This window comes from Hymenobacter antarcticus (genome assembly GCF_039539545.1).
In the GTDB taxonomy this organism is placed as follows: Bacteria; Bacteroidota; Bacteroidia; order Cytophagales; family Hymenobacteraceae; genus Hymenobacter; species Hymenobacter antarcticus.
Window position 1 is genome coordinate 1 of the sequence record NZ_BAABDI010000053.1, and the last position, 13835, is coordinate 13835.

Here is a 13835-nt window from a genome sequence, read left to right on the forward strand (position 1 = left end):
CTCCTTGTTAAAGCGCCTCGGGGGATGTAGCGCGGACTTTGTAGTCCGCGAGTCTGCGCCGCTACAACCACTACACGGCGCAGACTCGCGGACTACAAAGTCCGCGCTACATCCTGCTGCGTAACAGCAGTTAATAACGCATCGCGCCGACTCGCGACCTGCTTATTTACCCTACTTGCCTGTGCCATGAAACGCCCGTTCCGCTTCGCCTTTGCCATTTTCGGGGGACTTATCCTCCTCCTCACCGCCCAAACCCCCAAAGCCAAATCCGTGGAACAAACCCTGCGCGCCAGTCGCTGGCAAAAGCGCGTGTTGCTCCTGGCCGCTCCCAACGCCGGACAAGCCGATTTCAAGCAGCAAAAAGCCCTGCTGGCAGCAGCAGAACCAGAGCTGGCCGCCCGGGATGTGCTGGTGCTGGAAGTGCTCTACAATCAGCTGACCGAAGCCGACAAGCAATTTCTAACCCGGAAGCTTGGCCTTCAGCCGCCCCTGTTCGCAGCCCTGCTAATTGGCAAGGATGGCGGCGTGAAGCAGCAAAGCAGCCGCCCAATCCCGCCGGCCGACTTGTTCGACACCGTCGACAAGATGCCCATGCGGCGCGAGGAACTGCGGCGCACCAGGCCCGGCCAGCGGTAGCCTTAAAGCGGTTTCCGAAGGAATTAAAAATGAGAAATTAAAAAATTGCTCGTCAGACTTTTAATTCTTAATTTTTAATTCTCTTCAAACCACCCCTACCCCGTCCACAATCGTCGTCTGGTACGTTTCGGGCCGCCGGCCAAACTGCTCCTCATAGGCCGCACTCACGCTGGCAATGAACTCATCGACCTGCGCCGGGGCCACCAGGTTGATGGTGCAGCCCCCAAAGCCTCCCCCCATCATGCGGGCCCCGAATACGCCGGGCAGCCCCCGGGCGGCTTCCACCAGCGCATCCAGCTCGGCGCAGCTCACTTCATAGTCGTCGCGCAGGCCGGCGTGCGAGGCGTACATCTCCTGCCCAAAGGCGGTCAGGTTGCCGGTTTCGAGGTGATGGCAGGCGGTTTCGACCCGGGCATTTTCCTGCACCACGTAGGTGCAGCGGCGGTACACGGTGGGGCTAAGCTCGGCGCGGTGGGCCTCCAGGTCGGCCAGCGTAGCATCGCGCAGGGTCTGGATGGCGGGATTGTGCTGCTGGAGCACGGCCACGCCCTGCTCGCACTCCTGGCGGCGGGTGTTGTAGGCCGTGCTGGCCAGGCTGTGCTTCACGCCCGAGTTGCAGAGCACGATGCGGCAGGCCTGGGTATCGAAGGGGAAATAGGCGTAGTCGAGCGAGCGGCAGTCGAGGCGCACCACCTGGCCGGCGCGCCCAAACAGGCTGGCAAACTGGTCCATGATGCCGCACTTCACGCCGGCGTAGGTGTGCTCGGCCTGCTGGGCCATGCGGGCCAGGGTGAGCTTATCCAGGCCGGTTTCCAGCAGCTGATTGAGGGCGAAGGCCAGGCCGCACTCCACAGCGGCCGACGACGACACGCCCGCGCCCACCGGAATGTTCCCGCCAAACACGCAGTCGAACCCCGGCACCGCCACCCCGCGCTGCTGAAACTGCGCCGCCACACCCAGCAGGTAATTGGCCCAATGCACGTCGCTGGGGCTGATATCGGCGGCATCGGTCAGCGTGAGGGTTTCGCTGAGGTCATAGGCTACCAGCCGCAGGTGGCTGGCCCCGTTCAGGCCCACGGCAAACACGATTTCCTTGTCGATGGCCGCCGGGAGCACAAAGCCGCCGTTGTAGTCCGTGTGCTCGCCAATGAGGTTGACGCGGCCCGGGGCCCGCACCAGCAGCGGCTCGTAGGCAAACCGGTGGCGGAAATCAGCAAGTATGGCGGCAGTAAGGGAGAGTGACATGAGCAAAAGAGGCGAAGTAGGCGAAGGAAAGCCCTGGTAAAGTACAGCCAGCGACCATTACTGCTTGAAAGTAGCACCTGTTCTGTCAACAACTTCCGGCCCCGACTGCTAACCGAGCAGCAAGTACGCATCCTATTTTATGAATTAAGCAGCACATATCGAAATAATTACTACATTTATTCCATCATATTTTTTAACAATTTCTCACCATTTAACCCCTGTACGTATGAAACCGCTCCTTACCCTTGCCGCGATGGCTGCCCTGCTGGCCCCGTCGCTATCTGTCAGCGCGCAATTCGTAGTGGATGGTGTCGCCACGGCGACTGAAATTGGCACTGGTCCGGGCAAATATCAACTGGCCGCAGCCTACGCTGGCAACCACCTCGATGCCGACCGTGGCCTCAAGGCTTTGTACGTGGGCAGCACGGCCACCACCCTGAACCTGATGCTGGTTGGCTCGGCCGAATCGACGGGTGGTTTTCGGGCGCTTATTCTCTACCTGAACACGCCCGCCCGCCCCGGCGCAGCCGCCGGCACGGCGCTACCCGGGGGCAGCGACGGCCTGTCGCCCCTCAAGCACAAACCGACCATGGACATGGTAGTCGACTACGGGTTTCGCGTATCGGTAGGAGCCACGGGCGGGGCGGCCACCGACGTATTCTTCAGCAACGTGTCGTACGTGACGGGCACCGCCATCACTGCTGGTACTGATGCCTACGTCGGGCAGGGCAGCAAGGCGGGCGCGATGGTGGTGGCCGGGGCCACGGCTCCCCTACCCGGCACCAGATACGCTTACCTGAACACGGCAAGTCTGACCGCCAACACGACCAACGCCGGGCTCGAAATTGAGATTCCGCTCGCCGCCTTCGGGCCGGGCGTGGCCTCGGGCAGCCGAATCGACCTGTTCGCGACCTATACCGACGGCGCGGGCATCTTCTACTCCGAAACGATTCCGGCCATTGCGGGCCGCACCACCACCCTCGGCCCCGACCCCAATTTTGCCGCTATTGCCGGCACCCAGGCCATTGCCTTCGAATTGGGAGCGGGCGTGCTGGCGGCGCGCAGTGCCGCGCCCGGCACCTTCGCCTTCGGCCTCTACCCCAATCCGGCCCAAGCCACTGCCACGGTCGCCTACACCGTGCCGGGCGGCAGGCAGGCCGTGTCGCTGGCCGTGTATAATGCCCTTGGGCAGCGCGTGCACACCCTGCCGCCCACCCCACAGGCAGGCCCGCAGCTGGTGAAGCTAGGCAGCCTGCCCGCCGGGGCTTACCTAGTGAAGCTGCAAATCGGCGACCAGTACACCAGCGGCAAGCTCGTGCTTGAATAGCAGCAAGCCATTGAGCGCAGCGGACAACAAGAAGTCCGTCGGGCAGCGACGTATTCGAGTCGGGGCTGCCGGTCCGACCGCACGAGTATAGCTGCCCGCCGCCGGCTAGGGCCGGGCGAAGCGTGGGTCGCGGATGAGCGTGGAATCCGTGAGGGTGCGCATGAAGGCCACGATTTTGGCTTTTTCGGGGGCCGTCAGGTCGAGGGTGAAGCTTTGCTGGAGCGGGTCGTTGGTGGTGTTGAGCAGCAGCGGGTCGATGTTGGGACTGTTCAGGGCGACGTGCTCGTTGTAGTGGTCCACTACCTGCTCCAGGGTGGTGAAGCGGCCATCGTGCATGTAGGGGGCGGTGAGGGCGATGTTGCGCAGCGAAGGCACCCGGAACTTGCCGTTGTCGGTGGGCCGGCCGGTTAGCAGGCCCAGGCCCAGGTCGGGGGGAATGGCGTCGAGGCCGTTGTTGCTGAAGGTATGGTTGGTTTGCAGCTCGCCGGAGTGGCAGTCGCCGCAGTTGCCGCCGCGCTGCCGGCCATCGGGGTGGGTGGAGAACAGCACGAAGCCCTCCACCTCGGCGGCGGAAAGGGCCGTGCGCTCGCCGCGCCGGTAGCGGTCGAAGCGCGAGTTGCTCGAAACCAGGGTGCGCTCGAACTGGGCCAGGGCCTTCAGCACGTTTTCTTCGGTGATGGTGCTGCTGCCGAAAGCCGCCCTGAATAGCGGCGGGTAGGTGGCCAGCTGCTGCAGGCGGGCCACGCCGGCCCCGAGCGACTGGTGCATCTCGACGGGGTTCTCGATGGGCGTGCGGGCCTGGATTTCAAGCGTGGCGGCGGCCCCGTCCCAGGTCAGGCGCGGCTCCCAGAGCAGGTTGGCCAGCGACATGGCGCTGCGGGGCGTGCGGGCCTGGTTCACCCCCTGCGACCGGGCCTGGCCATCGGTGAAGGCCAGCTCCTGCCGGTGGCAGGAAGCGCAGGAAATACTGCGGTCCACGGACAGCGCCGTTTCGTAGAACAGGTGCCGGCCCAGGGCCACGCCCGGCTCGGTGAGGGGATTGTTGGCGGGCGGGGCGGCCACGGCCGGAAACCGGGTGGGCAGGGCCAGCACGTAGGCTTTGGGGGGCAGTACCGGGCCGTCGGCGGGGGCAATGGGGTCGGCGTCGGGGGAGCAGCCGGCCAGGAAGGCCGCGGCCAGCAGAAGCATGGGTAACGTCGACGATTTCATGCGCGGAAGGCAGGCGGGGGTGGAGGAGATGGGTGGGATGCGAAAGATAATAAGCCCCCGCCGCTCAAACACCAAAACCGCCCTGGCAACCCGCTGGCAGCTCCACCTTTACACCTCCAGCCCGAAGCTGATGATGGTGCCCCGGCCCAGGCGCGACACCACCGAGAGCTCGCCCCCGAGCAGGGCCACGCGGTTGCGCACGCCGGCCAGGCCAATGCCGGCCAGCGGCTGCGCCGCCTGCGCGGCCGGCTCGAACCCGCGGCCATCGTCTTCCACGCTCACTTCGAGGCGGTGGCTTTCGCGCACCAGGTGCACCACTACTTCGGACGCCTGGGCGTGCTTCATCACGTTGTTGAGCAGCTCCTGCACGATGCGGTAGACCGCGATTTCAATGGGCGGGGCCAGGCGCTGCTCCAGGCCGAAGAGGTGCAGGCGCACGGGCAGGCGGGCCGGGGCCAAGCGCTTCACCAGCTCTTCGAGGGCCGTGCGCAGGCCAAAGTCTTCGAGGATGCCGGGCGTGAGCTCGAAGGAGATGGTGCGGGTGGCCCGGATGGCTTCTTCGAGCAGCCGGAGCGAATCGTGGACCGAAGCCGGGGCCCCGGCCCGCCCGGCCAGGCTGAGCTTGGTGGCGTAGAGCAGCTGGCCCAGCCCGTTGTGCAGGGCTTCGGCAATGCGCTTGCGCTCGGTTTCCTGGGTGGCGAGGATGGCGGCCAGCACCTCCTGCTGCCGGCGCAGCTGCTGGCGGATGGCCTCCTCGGCCAGGCGGTCGCGCTCGGTCACGTCGTGCACGATGGTGAGCACGCCAATGGGCGCGGGCTCGCCCGTGTGGCGCAGGGGCACGATGTGGATGTCGTAGCGGCCGGGGTGGTCCCGAAACGACTGGCTCAGCAGGTCGACGCGCTCGCCGGCCAGGGCGCGGGCCATGAGCTGGGTCGACTCGTAGTGCAGGGCGGGCAGCACCTCGGCCAGGGGCCGGCCCAGCACCTCGGCCGCCGCCCGGCCGAAGTAGCGGGCGGCCTCGGCGTTCCAGGCGGTGATGCGCTGGTTGCGGTCGATGGCGATGATGCCGTTGACGGTGTTATCGAGCAGACTTTCGTTGAATTCCTTGCTGCGCCGCAGCTCCTGCCGGGCGGTGTGGGCGGCCGTGATGTCGCGCCACACCAGGTGCAGCACCGGGGTGGGCCCGCCCAGCTCGATGGGCGTGAACAGTACCTCGACCCAGATGGGCTCGCCGGTGCGCCGGTGCATCAGGGCCTGGCAGCGGTACGAGCCCGTGCGGATGGCCTGCTCCGTGCTGGCACGAAACAAATCGGCGGTGGGGCGGCCGTCGGGCTGCAGCTCGGGCGCACAGGCCCAGGCCGCGTGGCCCACCAGCTCTTCCCGATGCCGGGCCCCCATCAGCCGCAGGGCGGCGGCGTTGCAGTCCACGTAGGTGTGGCCCTGGAGCAGCACCACGGCGTCGGAGCTTTCGTGAAACAGCTTGCGGAGGCGGGTCTCGCTGGCGGCCAGGGCATCGGTGGCCTCGCGGCGGGTGGTGATATCGAGCACGGCCAGGCGCAGGCGCTGGTCGGCGGGGGCCGCGCCGGGCGCGGCCGGCGTGCGCAGGGCTTCGAGCTGGGCGAAGAAGGGGCGGCCGTCTTCGCCCAGCATCGTGAGCTCGCAGCTCAGGGTGTGGTCTTCGCCGAAGGCCCGAACCAGGAACTGCCCGAACTCGGCCCGGTGGCTGGGGGCCACGAACAGGGCAAAATGCCGCCCCACCAGCCGCGGGCGCACGGTGCCCAGCTGCTGGCTGGCGCAGTGGTTGAGCTGCTGAATGAGGCCGGCGGCCGTGAGCGTGAAGTGGCCCACGGGCGCGAAATCGTACAGGTCGAGGTACTGGTCGTGGGCGGCCGTGGCCGCGGCCTGGGCCAGCAGCAGCTCTTCGTTCTGCATTTCCAGCTCAATCTGATGCACCTGGAGCTCCTGCACCAGGCGCTGGCTCTCCTCGTGGGCCTGGGGCGCGGGCACCTGCGTGGCCAGCTGCCGGCGCTGCTCGGCCCGGGCCCGCAGCTGGAGCAGGGTCTCGTGGGGGCCGGCGGGGCCGGGGGCGGGGGTAGCGGGGGGTAACATCGCAGAAAGGAGAAGGTGCTATAGGCTGGTGAAGATAAGCATGCCCCGGCGGGCGGGCAGCCCCCGGCGGGGCACCTCACCACCGGGCCCCGGTGCCGCGGTGTGCCGGGGGTATCGCCCGGCGCGGGCGCGGAGGCGACTGGCGCCAGAATCCAACGGCGCCGGGGGGCTCGGGAGGCGAACGCTCGAGGCCGCCGAAAAGGCCCTACCTTCCTCCCGCCAAGTGGCACCGATTCATTCTTCTCCCCAATCGTTTACCTCATGCCCAACGAATTTCACACCGACATCCCCGCCAAGGTTATCACCGACGTGCAGGCGCACTTCGAGGCCATCCGCACGGCCCTCGCGCCCTATCTCCTTTCCCTCACCCCCGACGAGCGCAAAACCATGCTGCGCATGGCCGACAAAACGGTGGCCTTCGTGACCAAAACCACCGACTACGCCACCACCAACCCCAGCTTTGTGCCCGCCTTCGTCGACCTGGCCGAGCTCAAGCAGGACACGGCCGGCATGGCCGCCTTCACCCCCCTGCGCCAGTTCTGCGAGCAGCTCGCCCTCGACCTCGACAGCACCGTGATGGTGGCCGGCTCCGAAGCCTACGGCAACGCCCTCACCGTGTACGGCAACATCAAGTTCCTGGCCAAGAACAAGCAGCCCGGTGCCCAGGCCGCCTACGACGAGCTGAGCGTGCGCTTCCCCGGCAACGCCAACGCGGGCCGCAAGCCCACCCCGGCCAAAGGCTAAGCGGTCGATTTCGACCCAAAAAGGCCCGATTTCGAGCGGCGATGGCTCGAAATCGGGCCTTTTTGGGTCCGAATCGTGCCGCCGTGGTCCGATTTCGCGGCTTCGACCCCCGAAATCGGGCCACGTTGGGTCGATTTCGGGCTGGCGAGGCCCGATTTCGGACTGGCGAGGCTCGATTTTGGGCCTTTGTGGCTCGAAATCGAGGGTCCGACCCTCGATTTCGAGGGTCGAACCCCCGATTTCGGGGGTCCGACCCTCGAATTCGGGCGGGGGTGGGCGCTGTGCTGGTCCGTGGTCCGGCGCGGGCGGGGGGTGGCGGCGGACGGGAGTGCCGGGGCCCACGCCTTGCCAGGGGTGGCGGCCGGCTACTGGCGCGGGCCGAACGGGCTGGGCGGGTGGCTCCCGGTGGCCGGCGGGGTGGGGCCGCTCCCGGCTTCGCCCGGCCGCCAACCGGGCCGGCCACCGGGGGCGGGCGGCCCGGTGCCACGCCCCCGCCCGTGGCTGGGGGCGCGGCTACGCGGCAGGAGCCTGCAACCAGCTCACGGCCTCGGCCTCGGTCATGAAAATGGCGGCCTCGTAGGGCTGGGTGGGGGCAATGGCGGCCTGCACGGCCGGGGCCACGGCCGCGTCGGTCCGCATCTGCTCCCAGCGCTGCAAGGAGCTGAACACGGCCATCCGCAGCGGGTGCGGGGAGAGCCGCGCCACGGCCGCCGGGAAAAACTCGTGGGTGAGCCAGGCGGTCTGGAGCAGGTCGAGGGGGCCGCAGCGGCGCGAGTCGAGCAGCCAGTTGCCGCAGCCGTGGGCCAGGGCCAGCGCCAGGGTCGCCTCATACGAAGCCTGGGCCTCGGCCAGGGTATCGGGGGTCAGCCAGCGCAGGAACACGATATCGAGGTCGGGCCGATAGCTGAGGGAATAGGTGCTCAAGGGCGTAGGGGTGAGCATAAGGGGAGCACGATTCGGCGGGGTTGGCTAGGTTTTGGCCCCCCTGCGGGCTTTGGCCGGGGCCGGCAGCAGAGGAGCCTGCAAGGTACGGTAGGCGGCAAACAGAAACTCCAGCCGGCTGAGCTCGGTGGCGAAGGCGGCCGGGCGGTAGCACAGGTCCACGGCCGCGACCTGCTTCGGGCTGGGCGACGGGGGGAAGGGGAATGACCTACTCGGCAGGATTGGCCGGAATTACATTGCCCAATTCCAGCATATCGGCAGCACCGCTGAAATTAGCCAGCAGCTTACAGTCGAATCCCCTTAATTCTTCAATAATAGCCGGCTTTCGGAAATCATTGTCGTTGCGGGTAACAAACAGCTTAGGCCCACGCGGCAATGCGCGCAAACCGGCCAGTACGGAAGCATATACCAACGCATCCTGCACGCCTAAGCCGTGAGTTGCTTGTAGCATAGGTGCTTCCAGTAGCACAGCAGCGGTGAGCGGTGGGCCGGGGGCCTCAGCCGCCAGCCGTTGCGCAAGGGAAAACAGGCGGCTGGCCTGGGTAGCCGTTCGCGTCGTTAATAAGTCGTTGAGCAGCCGCACCAACTGGTCGACCTCAGCGGCATCAAACTCCGCTTCACGCTGATGCTGGTCAATCTGTTTAAGAAAATACTGCTGGTAGTCTATCCGCTCGGCAGCACGCCGGTGCAGCGTTTGAAAAACTTCCGTCAGCGCGTACTGCGGCACATGCAGACTATATCGACCAGCTACAGCTCCGGCCAGGATACGTTCGCAAGCGGCATGGTGCTCTTGTTGAAACGCTAGTTCAAGCAGGAAATTTGATTCGACGAAAACGTTCATTTAGCCAACTGCCGTTCCCGATGAATGTACCCCCGATAGATGCGCTCGTGCACCCCCGATTCTACCAGCCACGCCTGCGCCGGCATATCCAGCAGGGTACGCGCTGGCTTAAACATAACCGAGCCCAGCCAGGAAGAAACGACCAGACTGAAAACCTGCCCGTCTAATGCTTGCAACGGATGGCGTTCAAGCGTCAGATAATTGGCCAGAACCAGCGAAGCATCCACCGAATAGGCACTGGCAACCAACGGCTGCTCGCCTTGCGTGGGCAGCCATAGCGCCATGTGGTCGGGAGTGGCCAGGAGAAAGTAACAAGCAGGATGCCCGTAGTTCTGGCGTAATTCCTGCGCCTGGGCGGGGGTAGGCATCCAGGTTTTCACTTCTACCAAAAGCTGCTCCTCGCCCGTAGCCGAGGTAATGACGAAGTCTGGGCTAATAACCGGATGATGAACTTGCATAGGTTAAAGTTACGCCGCAGTAGCCAAATAAGGTAAATGCCCGCCGAGTACCGCTTGGCTGTGCATCCGGGCGGTTTGGCCGCTGGCGCGCTGGTGGGTAAAGAGGCGTTCGAGGATTTCCTGCTCCAGCAGGCGCAATTCGCGGTAGGTCACCACCAGGAAGTTGCCGCAGCCGCAGCTCGGGTCCAGAAACCGCAGCTGCTCCAGCCGCCGGTGCAGGGCATCGAGGCGGGGGCGGCTCTGGCCGGCGGCGGCCAGCTCCTAGCGCAGCTCATCGAGAAAGAGCCCCTGAATCACCTTCAGAATATTGGCCTCCGAGGTGTAGTGCGCCCCCAGGTTGCGCCGCTTCACGGGGTCGGTGACGGACTGAAACAGCGAGCCGAAAATAGCGGGCGAGATGCGCGACCAGTCGAAGTACGTGCAGCGAATGAGCCGCTCGCGCAGGGCCGCGTCGAAGCTCGGAAACGGGAAATACTCCGTGAACAGGGCCCCGTTCACGTAGGGCAGCTGGGCCAGGTAGTCGGGCAGGTGGCGCTGGCGCTCGCCCGGCGCCTGGTCGAGTATCGAGAACCACTCGGCCAGCCGGGTGCCCACGTCGGTGCCGTCGGGCCGGGTCTGGGCTTCGAGGAACTCCTGAAAGGCATTCTTCTCGAAGATGGCCGTGTCCTCGGCAAACAGGCAGAAGAGAATGCGCACCAGCAGCACTTCGAGCTTGTGGCCGTGGTAGCCGCCGGCCAGCAGGGCATCGTGCAGCTCGCCCATGAGCTCGGCCGCCCTTATGTTGGCGGGGTCTTCGGGCCGGTACACGCGCTTCTGGTACCCGGTGAGAAAGGCGAACAGGTGCAGGTGCAGGTGCTGGTGCAGCTCGGCCAGCCCGAATTCGTGCTCCGTGCCCTCGTCGAGGTCGTAGAGGCGGAAGCGGGCGAAGTCCGAAACCAGAATATACCGGGGCAGCTCGTGGTCTTTGAGGCCGGGGAAGTAGTCGCGGGCCTGCTGGCCGGCGCGGTCCAGGTCGCGGCCCCGGCTCTTGTGCTCCACCAGCAGGGTGCCCTTCCAGAGCAGGTCGATGAAGCCCTGCCGCCCGTCGGCCTTCTTGATGGGCACCTCGAAGGAAGCCACCCGGCGGCGCTTCACATCGAAGACGTGGAAGAAATCAATCCAGAACGCCTGGGCGTCGGCGCGCTCGTTGGTGGCCGCCTGCCACTACTGGGCAAAGCGAATGGCGCGGTCTTTTAATTCGGAAAGGGAAAGGGGCATGGGGAAGCGGGGTAGAAATGGGGGCGGAAGATACGGGGGCGGGCGGGGTGTGGGGGGGAGGGCAACTCCTGATTTCGCCCTCCGCGTCAACCTCTCCCCCTAACCCCCTCTCCAAAAAAGAGGGGGAACTAGCTTTAGATGTAGCTTTTTCTACTCGTTTTTTAGTAGTAGAACTGAAATCTAGTCCCCCCTCTTTTTTGGAGAGGGGGGTTAGGGGGAGAGGTTGTCGCGGAGGGCGAAGTCAGGGCTTCCGCCCCGCCCCCGCCGGGCTTTCCGGCTGCAATAGCGGTACCTTACATCTAAACGGCCCGGCCCGCGCGGCTCGCCGGCGCGGGTCTTTCACGTCCTTTCCCTTTCCATCATGCCCCCCAACCCGGCCCTCGTGCCCCCTGACTCCCCGCCGCCCACCCCGGCAGGGCTCGAAACCGCGTACCGGGTGCTGGAGCATATCCCGGCTGCCATCTGCCTGCTGCGCGGGCCCGAGCACCGCTACGAATACCTGAACGCGGCCTACCAGGCCTTCTTTCCCAACCACCAATTCCTGGGCCGCACCGTGGCCGAGGTCCTGCCCGAAGTCGTGGCCGCCGGCTTCATGGCCCTGCTCGACGGCGTGTACCGCACGGGCATCACGCACTTCGGCCACGAAACCCCCCTGACCCTGGCCGCCCACGACGGCCACCCGGCCCGCGACGTGTACTTCACCTTCACCTACCAGGCCTGCCGCGAAGCCGGGGTCATCGTGGGCATCTCCGTCTTCGCCTACGAAGTAACCGCGCAGGTGCGGCAGCGCGAAGCCGAGCAGCAGCAGCAGCGCGAGCTGTTTGAGCAGGCCCCGGTGGCCATTGCCGTGTTTCGGGGGCCGCGCTACGTGGTGGAGTGGGCCAACCTCACCATGTGCGCCCTGTGGGGCCGCACGCCGGCGCAGGCCCTGGGCACGCCCGTGTTCGAGCTGCTGCCCGAGGCCGCCGGCCAGGGCTTTGAGGAGCTGCTGGACGGGGTGCTGGCCACCGGCACGCCCTACGTGGCCCACGAGCGGCCCTCGCTCATCGACCGCCAGGGCCGCCGCGACACCGTGTACTGGAACTTCATGTACCAGCCCCTGCGCGAGGCCGACGGCCGGATTACGGGCATCACCGTGGTGGCCACCGACGTGAGCGAGCAGGTGCAGGCCCGCCGCCAGGTGCTGGCCCTGAACGAGCAGCTGGCCACCACCAACGCCACCCTGCTGGCCACCAACGCCGAGCTGGGCCTCCAGAACGCCGAGCTGCGGCGCACCCACCAGCAGCTCCAGCGCCTCAACCACACCCTCGATGCCCGCGTGGCCGAGCGCACCGCCGCCGCCCGGCTGGCCCGCGCCGAGGCCGAGCGGCAGCGTGCCCGCCTGAAAGACCTGTTTATGTCCGCGCCGGCCGCCATCTGCATGCTGGCCGGGCCCGAGCTGGTGTACGAGCTGGTGAACCCCGTGTATGCGCAATGGCTGCCGGGCCGCGAGCTGCTGGGCCGCACCGTGCTGGCCGCCCTGCCCGAAGTGGCCCACCTGCCCGCCTACGAGGCCCTGCGCCGGGTATACGACACGGGCATCACCTACACCAGCCCGGCCCAGCTCGTGCCCCTCGCCCACCCCACCAGCGGCGAGCTGGAGGACCGGTACTTCAACCTTATTTTCCAGGCCCGCTACGACGAGCACGACCACATCGACGGCGTCCTCGTTTTCGGCTTCGAAGTAACCGAGCAGGTGGCGGCCCGCGATGCCTGCGAGACCGTGGCCACCCGGCTCCAGCTCATCACCGATGCCCTACCCGTGCTCATCGGCTACGTCGACCGGGAGCAGCGCTACCAGTTCAACAACCACGCCTACGAAGCCTGGTTTGGGCAAAAGCCGAAGGACCTGCTGGGCCGGACGGTGCGCGAAGTAGTGGGCGAAGCGGCCTACCAGGCCACCCAGGGCTACATGGCGCGGGCCCTGGCCGGCGAGCAGCTGGACTTTGAAGCCCGGATGCCGTACCGGAAAGACTTCGTGCGGCATATCCACAGCAGCTTCGTGCCCGATGTGCGGGAGGGCGTGGTGATGGGCTACTACAGCCTGGTGACCGACGTGAGCGAGGAGGTGCGGGCCCGCAAGCAGGTGCAGCGCCTGAGCCAGCAGTCGGCCGCCCTCAACGACAAGCTCTTTGCCGCCAACGAGGCCCTGGCCGACGCCAACGAGGAGCTGGGGGTTTCAATCGAGGAGCTGGGCAAAACCAACGAGCAGCTCACCCGCACCAACGTGGACCTGGACACCTTCGTCTACACGGCCTCGCACGACCTGAAGGGCCCCATCACCAACCTCGACGGCCTGGTGCACGCCCTCTGGGAAGAGCTGCCGCCGGCCAGCCAGGTGGGGCCGGTGGCCCACATCCTGAACCTGATGCAGAGCTCGGTCGACCGTTTTCAGCACACCCTGGTTCAGCTGAGCGCCATTGGCCAGCTGCAGCAGGAGCGCGGCCAGCCCCTGGCCCCCACCCGCCTGGCCGACGTCATCCGCGACGTGCGCCTCGACCTGGCCCCGCTCATCCTGGCCGCCCGCGCCCAGCTGGTGGTCGACATAGCGGGTTTCCCCTCCTTCCCGTTCTCCGAAAAAAACCTGCGCTCGGTGGTCTACAACCTGCTCAGCAACGCCCTCAAGTACCGCCACCCCGACCGGGAGGCCCAGGTGCGCCTCAGCTGCCGGCTGGAGGCCCCCTACTGGGTGCTGGCCGTGGCCGACAACGGCCTGGGCCTGGCCCTCACCCCCGACCGGCCGCTGTTCGGCCTGTTTCAGCGCTACCACACCCACGTCGAGGGCTCGGGCGTGGGCCTCTACATGGTGAAGAAGATGCTGGAGAATGCCGGCGGCCACATCGAGGTGCAGAGTGAGCTCGGGGTGGGTTCCACGTTCACGGCCTACTTCCGCTACTAGCGCCGCCGGGTGTAACAAAACGTGTACCCCGAATTTCCAATTCGGCCGCGTAAACGATGGTCGCACGAGTACCCCGAATTTCCAATTCGGCCGCGTAAACGATGGTCGCACAACCCGTTCACGCGGCCG

General features: G+C 66.3%; 13 protein-coding genes and 1 pseudogene. 4 read left to right on the plus strand and 10 right to left on the minus strand.

Translation table 11 applies throughout. From position 1 onward, the window contains the following. Positions 1 to 186 precede the first annotated feature (186 nt). Complete coding sequence (locus tag ABD819_RS21010) at positions 187 to 636, plus strand: DUF4174 domain-containing protein (RefSeq protein ID WP_345127586.1); 450 nt, start codon at positions 187 to 189, stop codon at positions 634 to 636. 84 nt (positions 637 to 720) lie between these two features. Here ABD819_RS21010 and galK read toward each other — a convergent pair whose 3' ends face one another. Then, entirely contained in the window at positions 721 to 1881 is a 1161-nt protein-coding gene (galK, locus tag ABD819_RS21015; RefSeq protein ID WP_345127588.1) for a galactokinase, read from the minus strand. A gap of 226 nt (positions 1882 to 2107) precedes the next feature. Between galK and ABD819_RS21020 the strand changes: the two genes are divergently transcribed. Beyond that, entirely contained in the window at positions 2108 to 3208 is a 1101-nt protein-coding gene (locus ABD819_RS21020; protein ID WP_345127590.1) for a T9SS type A sorting domain-containing protein, read from the plus strand. A 105-nt stretch (positions 3209 to 3313) separates the two neighbouring features. Here the strand turns inward: ABD819_RS21020 and ABD819_RS21025 are convergent, their stop codons facing one another. Next, positions 3314 to 4396 (minus strand): cytochrome-c peroxidase, encoded by a 1083-nt coding sequence (locus ABD819_RS21025; protein WP_345127591.1) that lies wholly within the window; start codon positions 4394 to 4396, stop codon positions 3314 to 3316. Positions 4397 to 4525: 129 nt separating this feature from the next. Beyond that, positions 4526 to 6526 carry a sensor histidine kinase gene (locus ABD819_RS21030; protein WP_345127593.1) on the minus strand — a complete coding sequence of 667 codons (2001 nt, stop codon included), beginning with the start codon at positions 6524 to 6526 and terminating at the stop codon, positions 4526 to 4528. A 261-nt stretch (positions 6527 to 6787) separates the two neighbouring features. Here ABD819_RS21030 and ABD819_RS21035 point away from each other — a divergent pair, with 261 nt between their 5' ends. Then, positions 6788 to 7270: a hypothetical protein gene (locus ABD819_RS21035; protein ID WP_345127594.1), complete on the plus strand. Its 483-nt coding sequence runs from the start codon at positions 6788 to 6790 to the stop codon at positions 7268 to 7270. 513 nt (positions 7271 to 7783) lie between these two features. Here the strand turns inward: ABD819_RS21035 and ABD819_RS21040 are convergent. The 7 genes and pseudogenes from ABD819_RS21040 to ABD819_RS21070 form a co-directional block, all read right to left on the minus strand. After that, positions 7784 to 8194, minus strand: a complete 411-nt coding sequence (locus ABD819_RS21040; RefSeq protein ID WP_345127596.1) for a hypothetical protein — start codon at positions 8192 to 8194, stop codon at positions 7784 to 7786. A gap of 45 nt (positions 8195 to 8239) precedes the next feature. Then, positions 8240 to 8374, minus strand: a complete 135-nt coding sequence (locus ABD819_RS21045) for a hypothetical protein (protein WP_345127597.1) — start codon at positions 8372 to 8374, stop codon at positions 8240 to 8242. Between the two features lie 46 nt (positions 8375 to 8420). Beyond that, the gene (locus tag ABD819_RS21050; RefSeq protein WP_345127599.1) at positions 8421 to 9053 is read right to left on the minus strand and encodes a PIN domain-containing protein; all 633 of its coding nucleotides are present in this window, start codon (positions 9051 to 9053) and stop codon (positions 8421 to 8423) included. Further along, positions 9050 to 9511 (minus strand): hypothetical protein, encoded by a 462-nt coding sequence (locus tag ABD819_RS21055; RefSeq protein WP_345127601.1) that lies wholly within the window; start codon positions 9509 to 9511, stop codon positions 9050 to 9052. Before ABD819_RS21055 ends, ABD819_RS21050 begins: the two co-directional genes overlap by 4 nt. Positions 9512 to 9520: 9 nt before the next feature. Next, the gene (locus ABD819_RS21060; RefSeq protein WP_345127604.1) at positions 9521 to 9769 is read right to left on the minus strand and encodes a DNA methyltransferase; all 249 of its coding nucleotides are present in this window, start codon (positions 9767 to 9769) and stop codon (positions 9521 to 9523) included. A 3-nt stretch (positions 9770 to 9772) separates the two neighbouring features. Then, entirely contained in the window at positions 9773 to 10273 is a 501-nt protein-coding gene (locus tag ABD819_RS21065) for a type IIL restriction-modification enzyme MmeI (RefSeq protein ID WP_345127606.1), read from the minus strand. Then, positions 10256 to 10702, minus strand: a pseudogene (locus ABD819_RS21070) (type IIL restriction-modification enzyme MmeI); the annotation flags it as partial. The gene ABD819_RS21065 and the pseudogene ABD819_RS21070, both read right to left, overlap by 18 nt. A gap of 427 nt (positions 10703 to 11129) precedes the next feature. On the opposite strand from ABD819_RS21070, the gene ABD819_RS21075 reads away from it, so the two are divergent. Then, the gene (locus tag ABD819_RS21075; RefSeq protein ID WP_345127602.1) at positions 11130 to 13706 is read left to right on the plus strand and encodes a PAS domain-containing protein; all 2577 of its coding nucleotides are present in this window, start codon (positions 11130 to 11132) and stop codon (positions 13704 to 13706) included. The last annotated feature ends 129 nt before the right edge of the window (positions 13707 to 13835 follow it).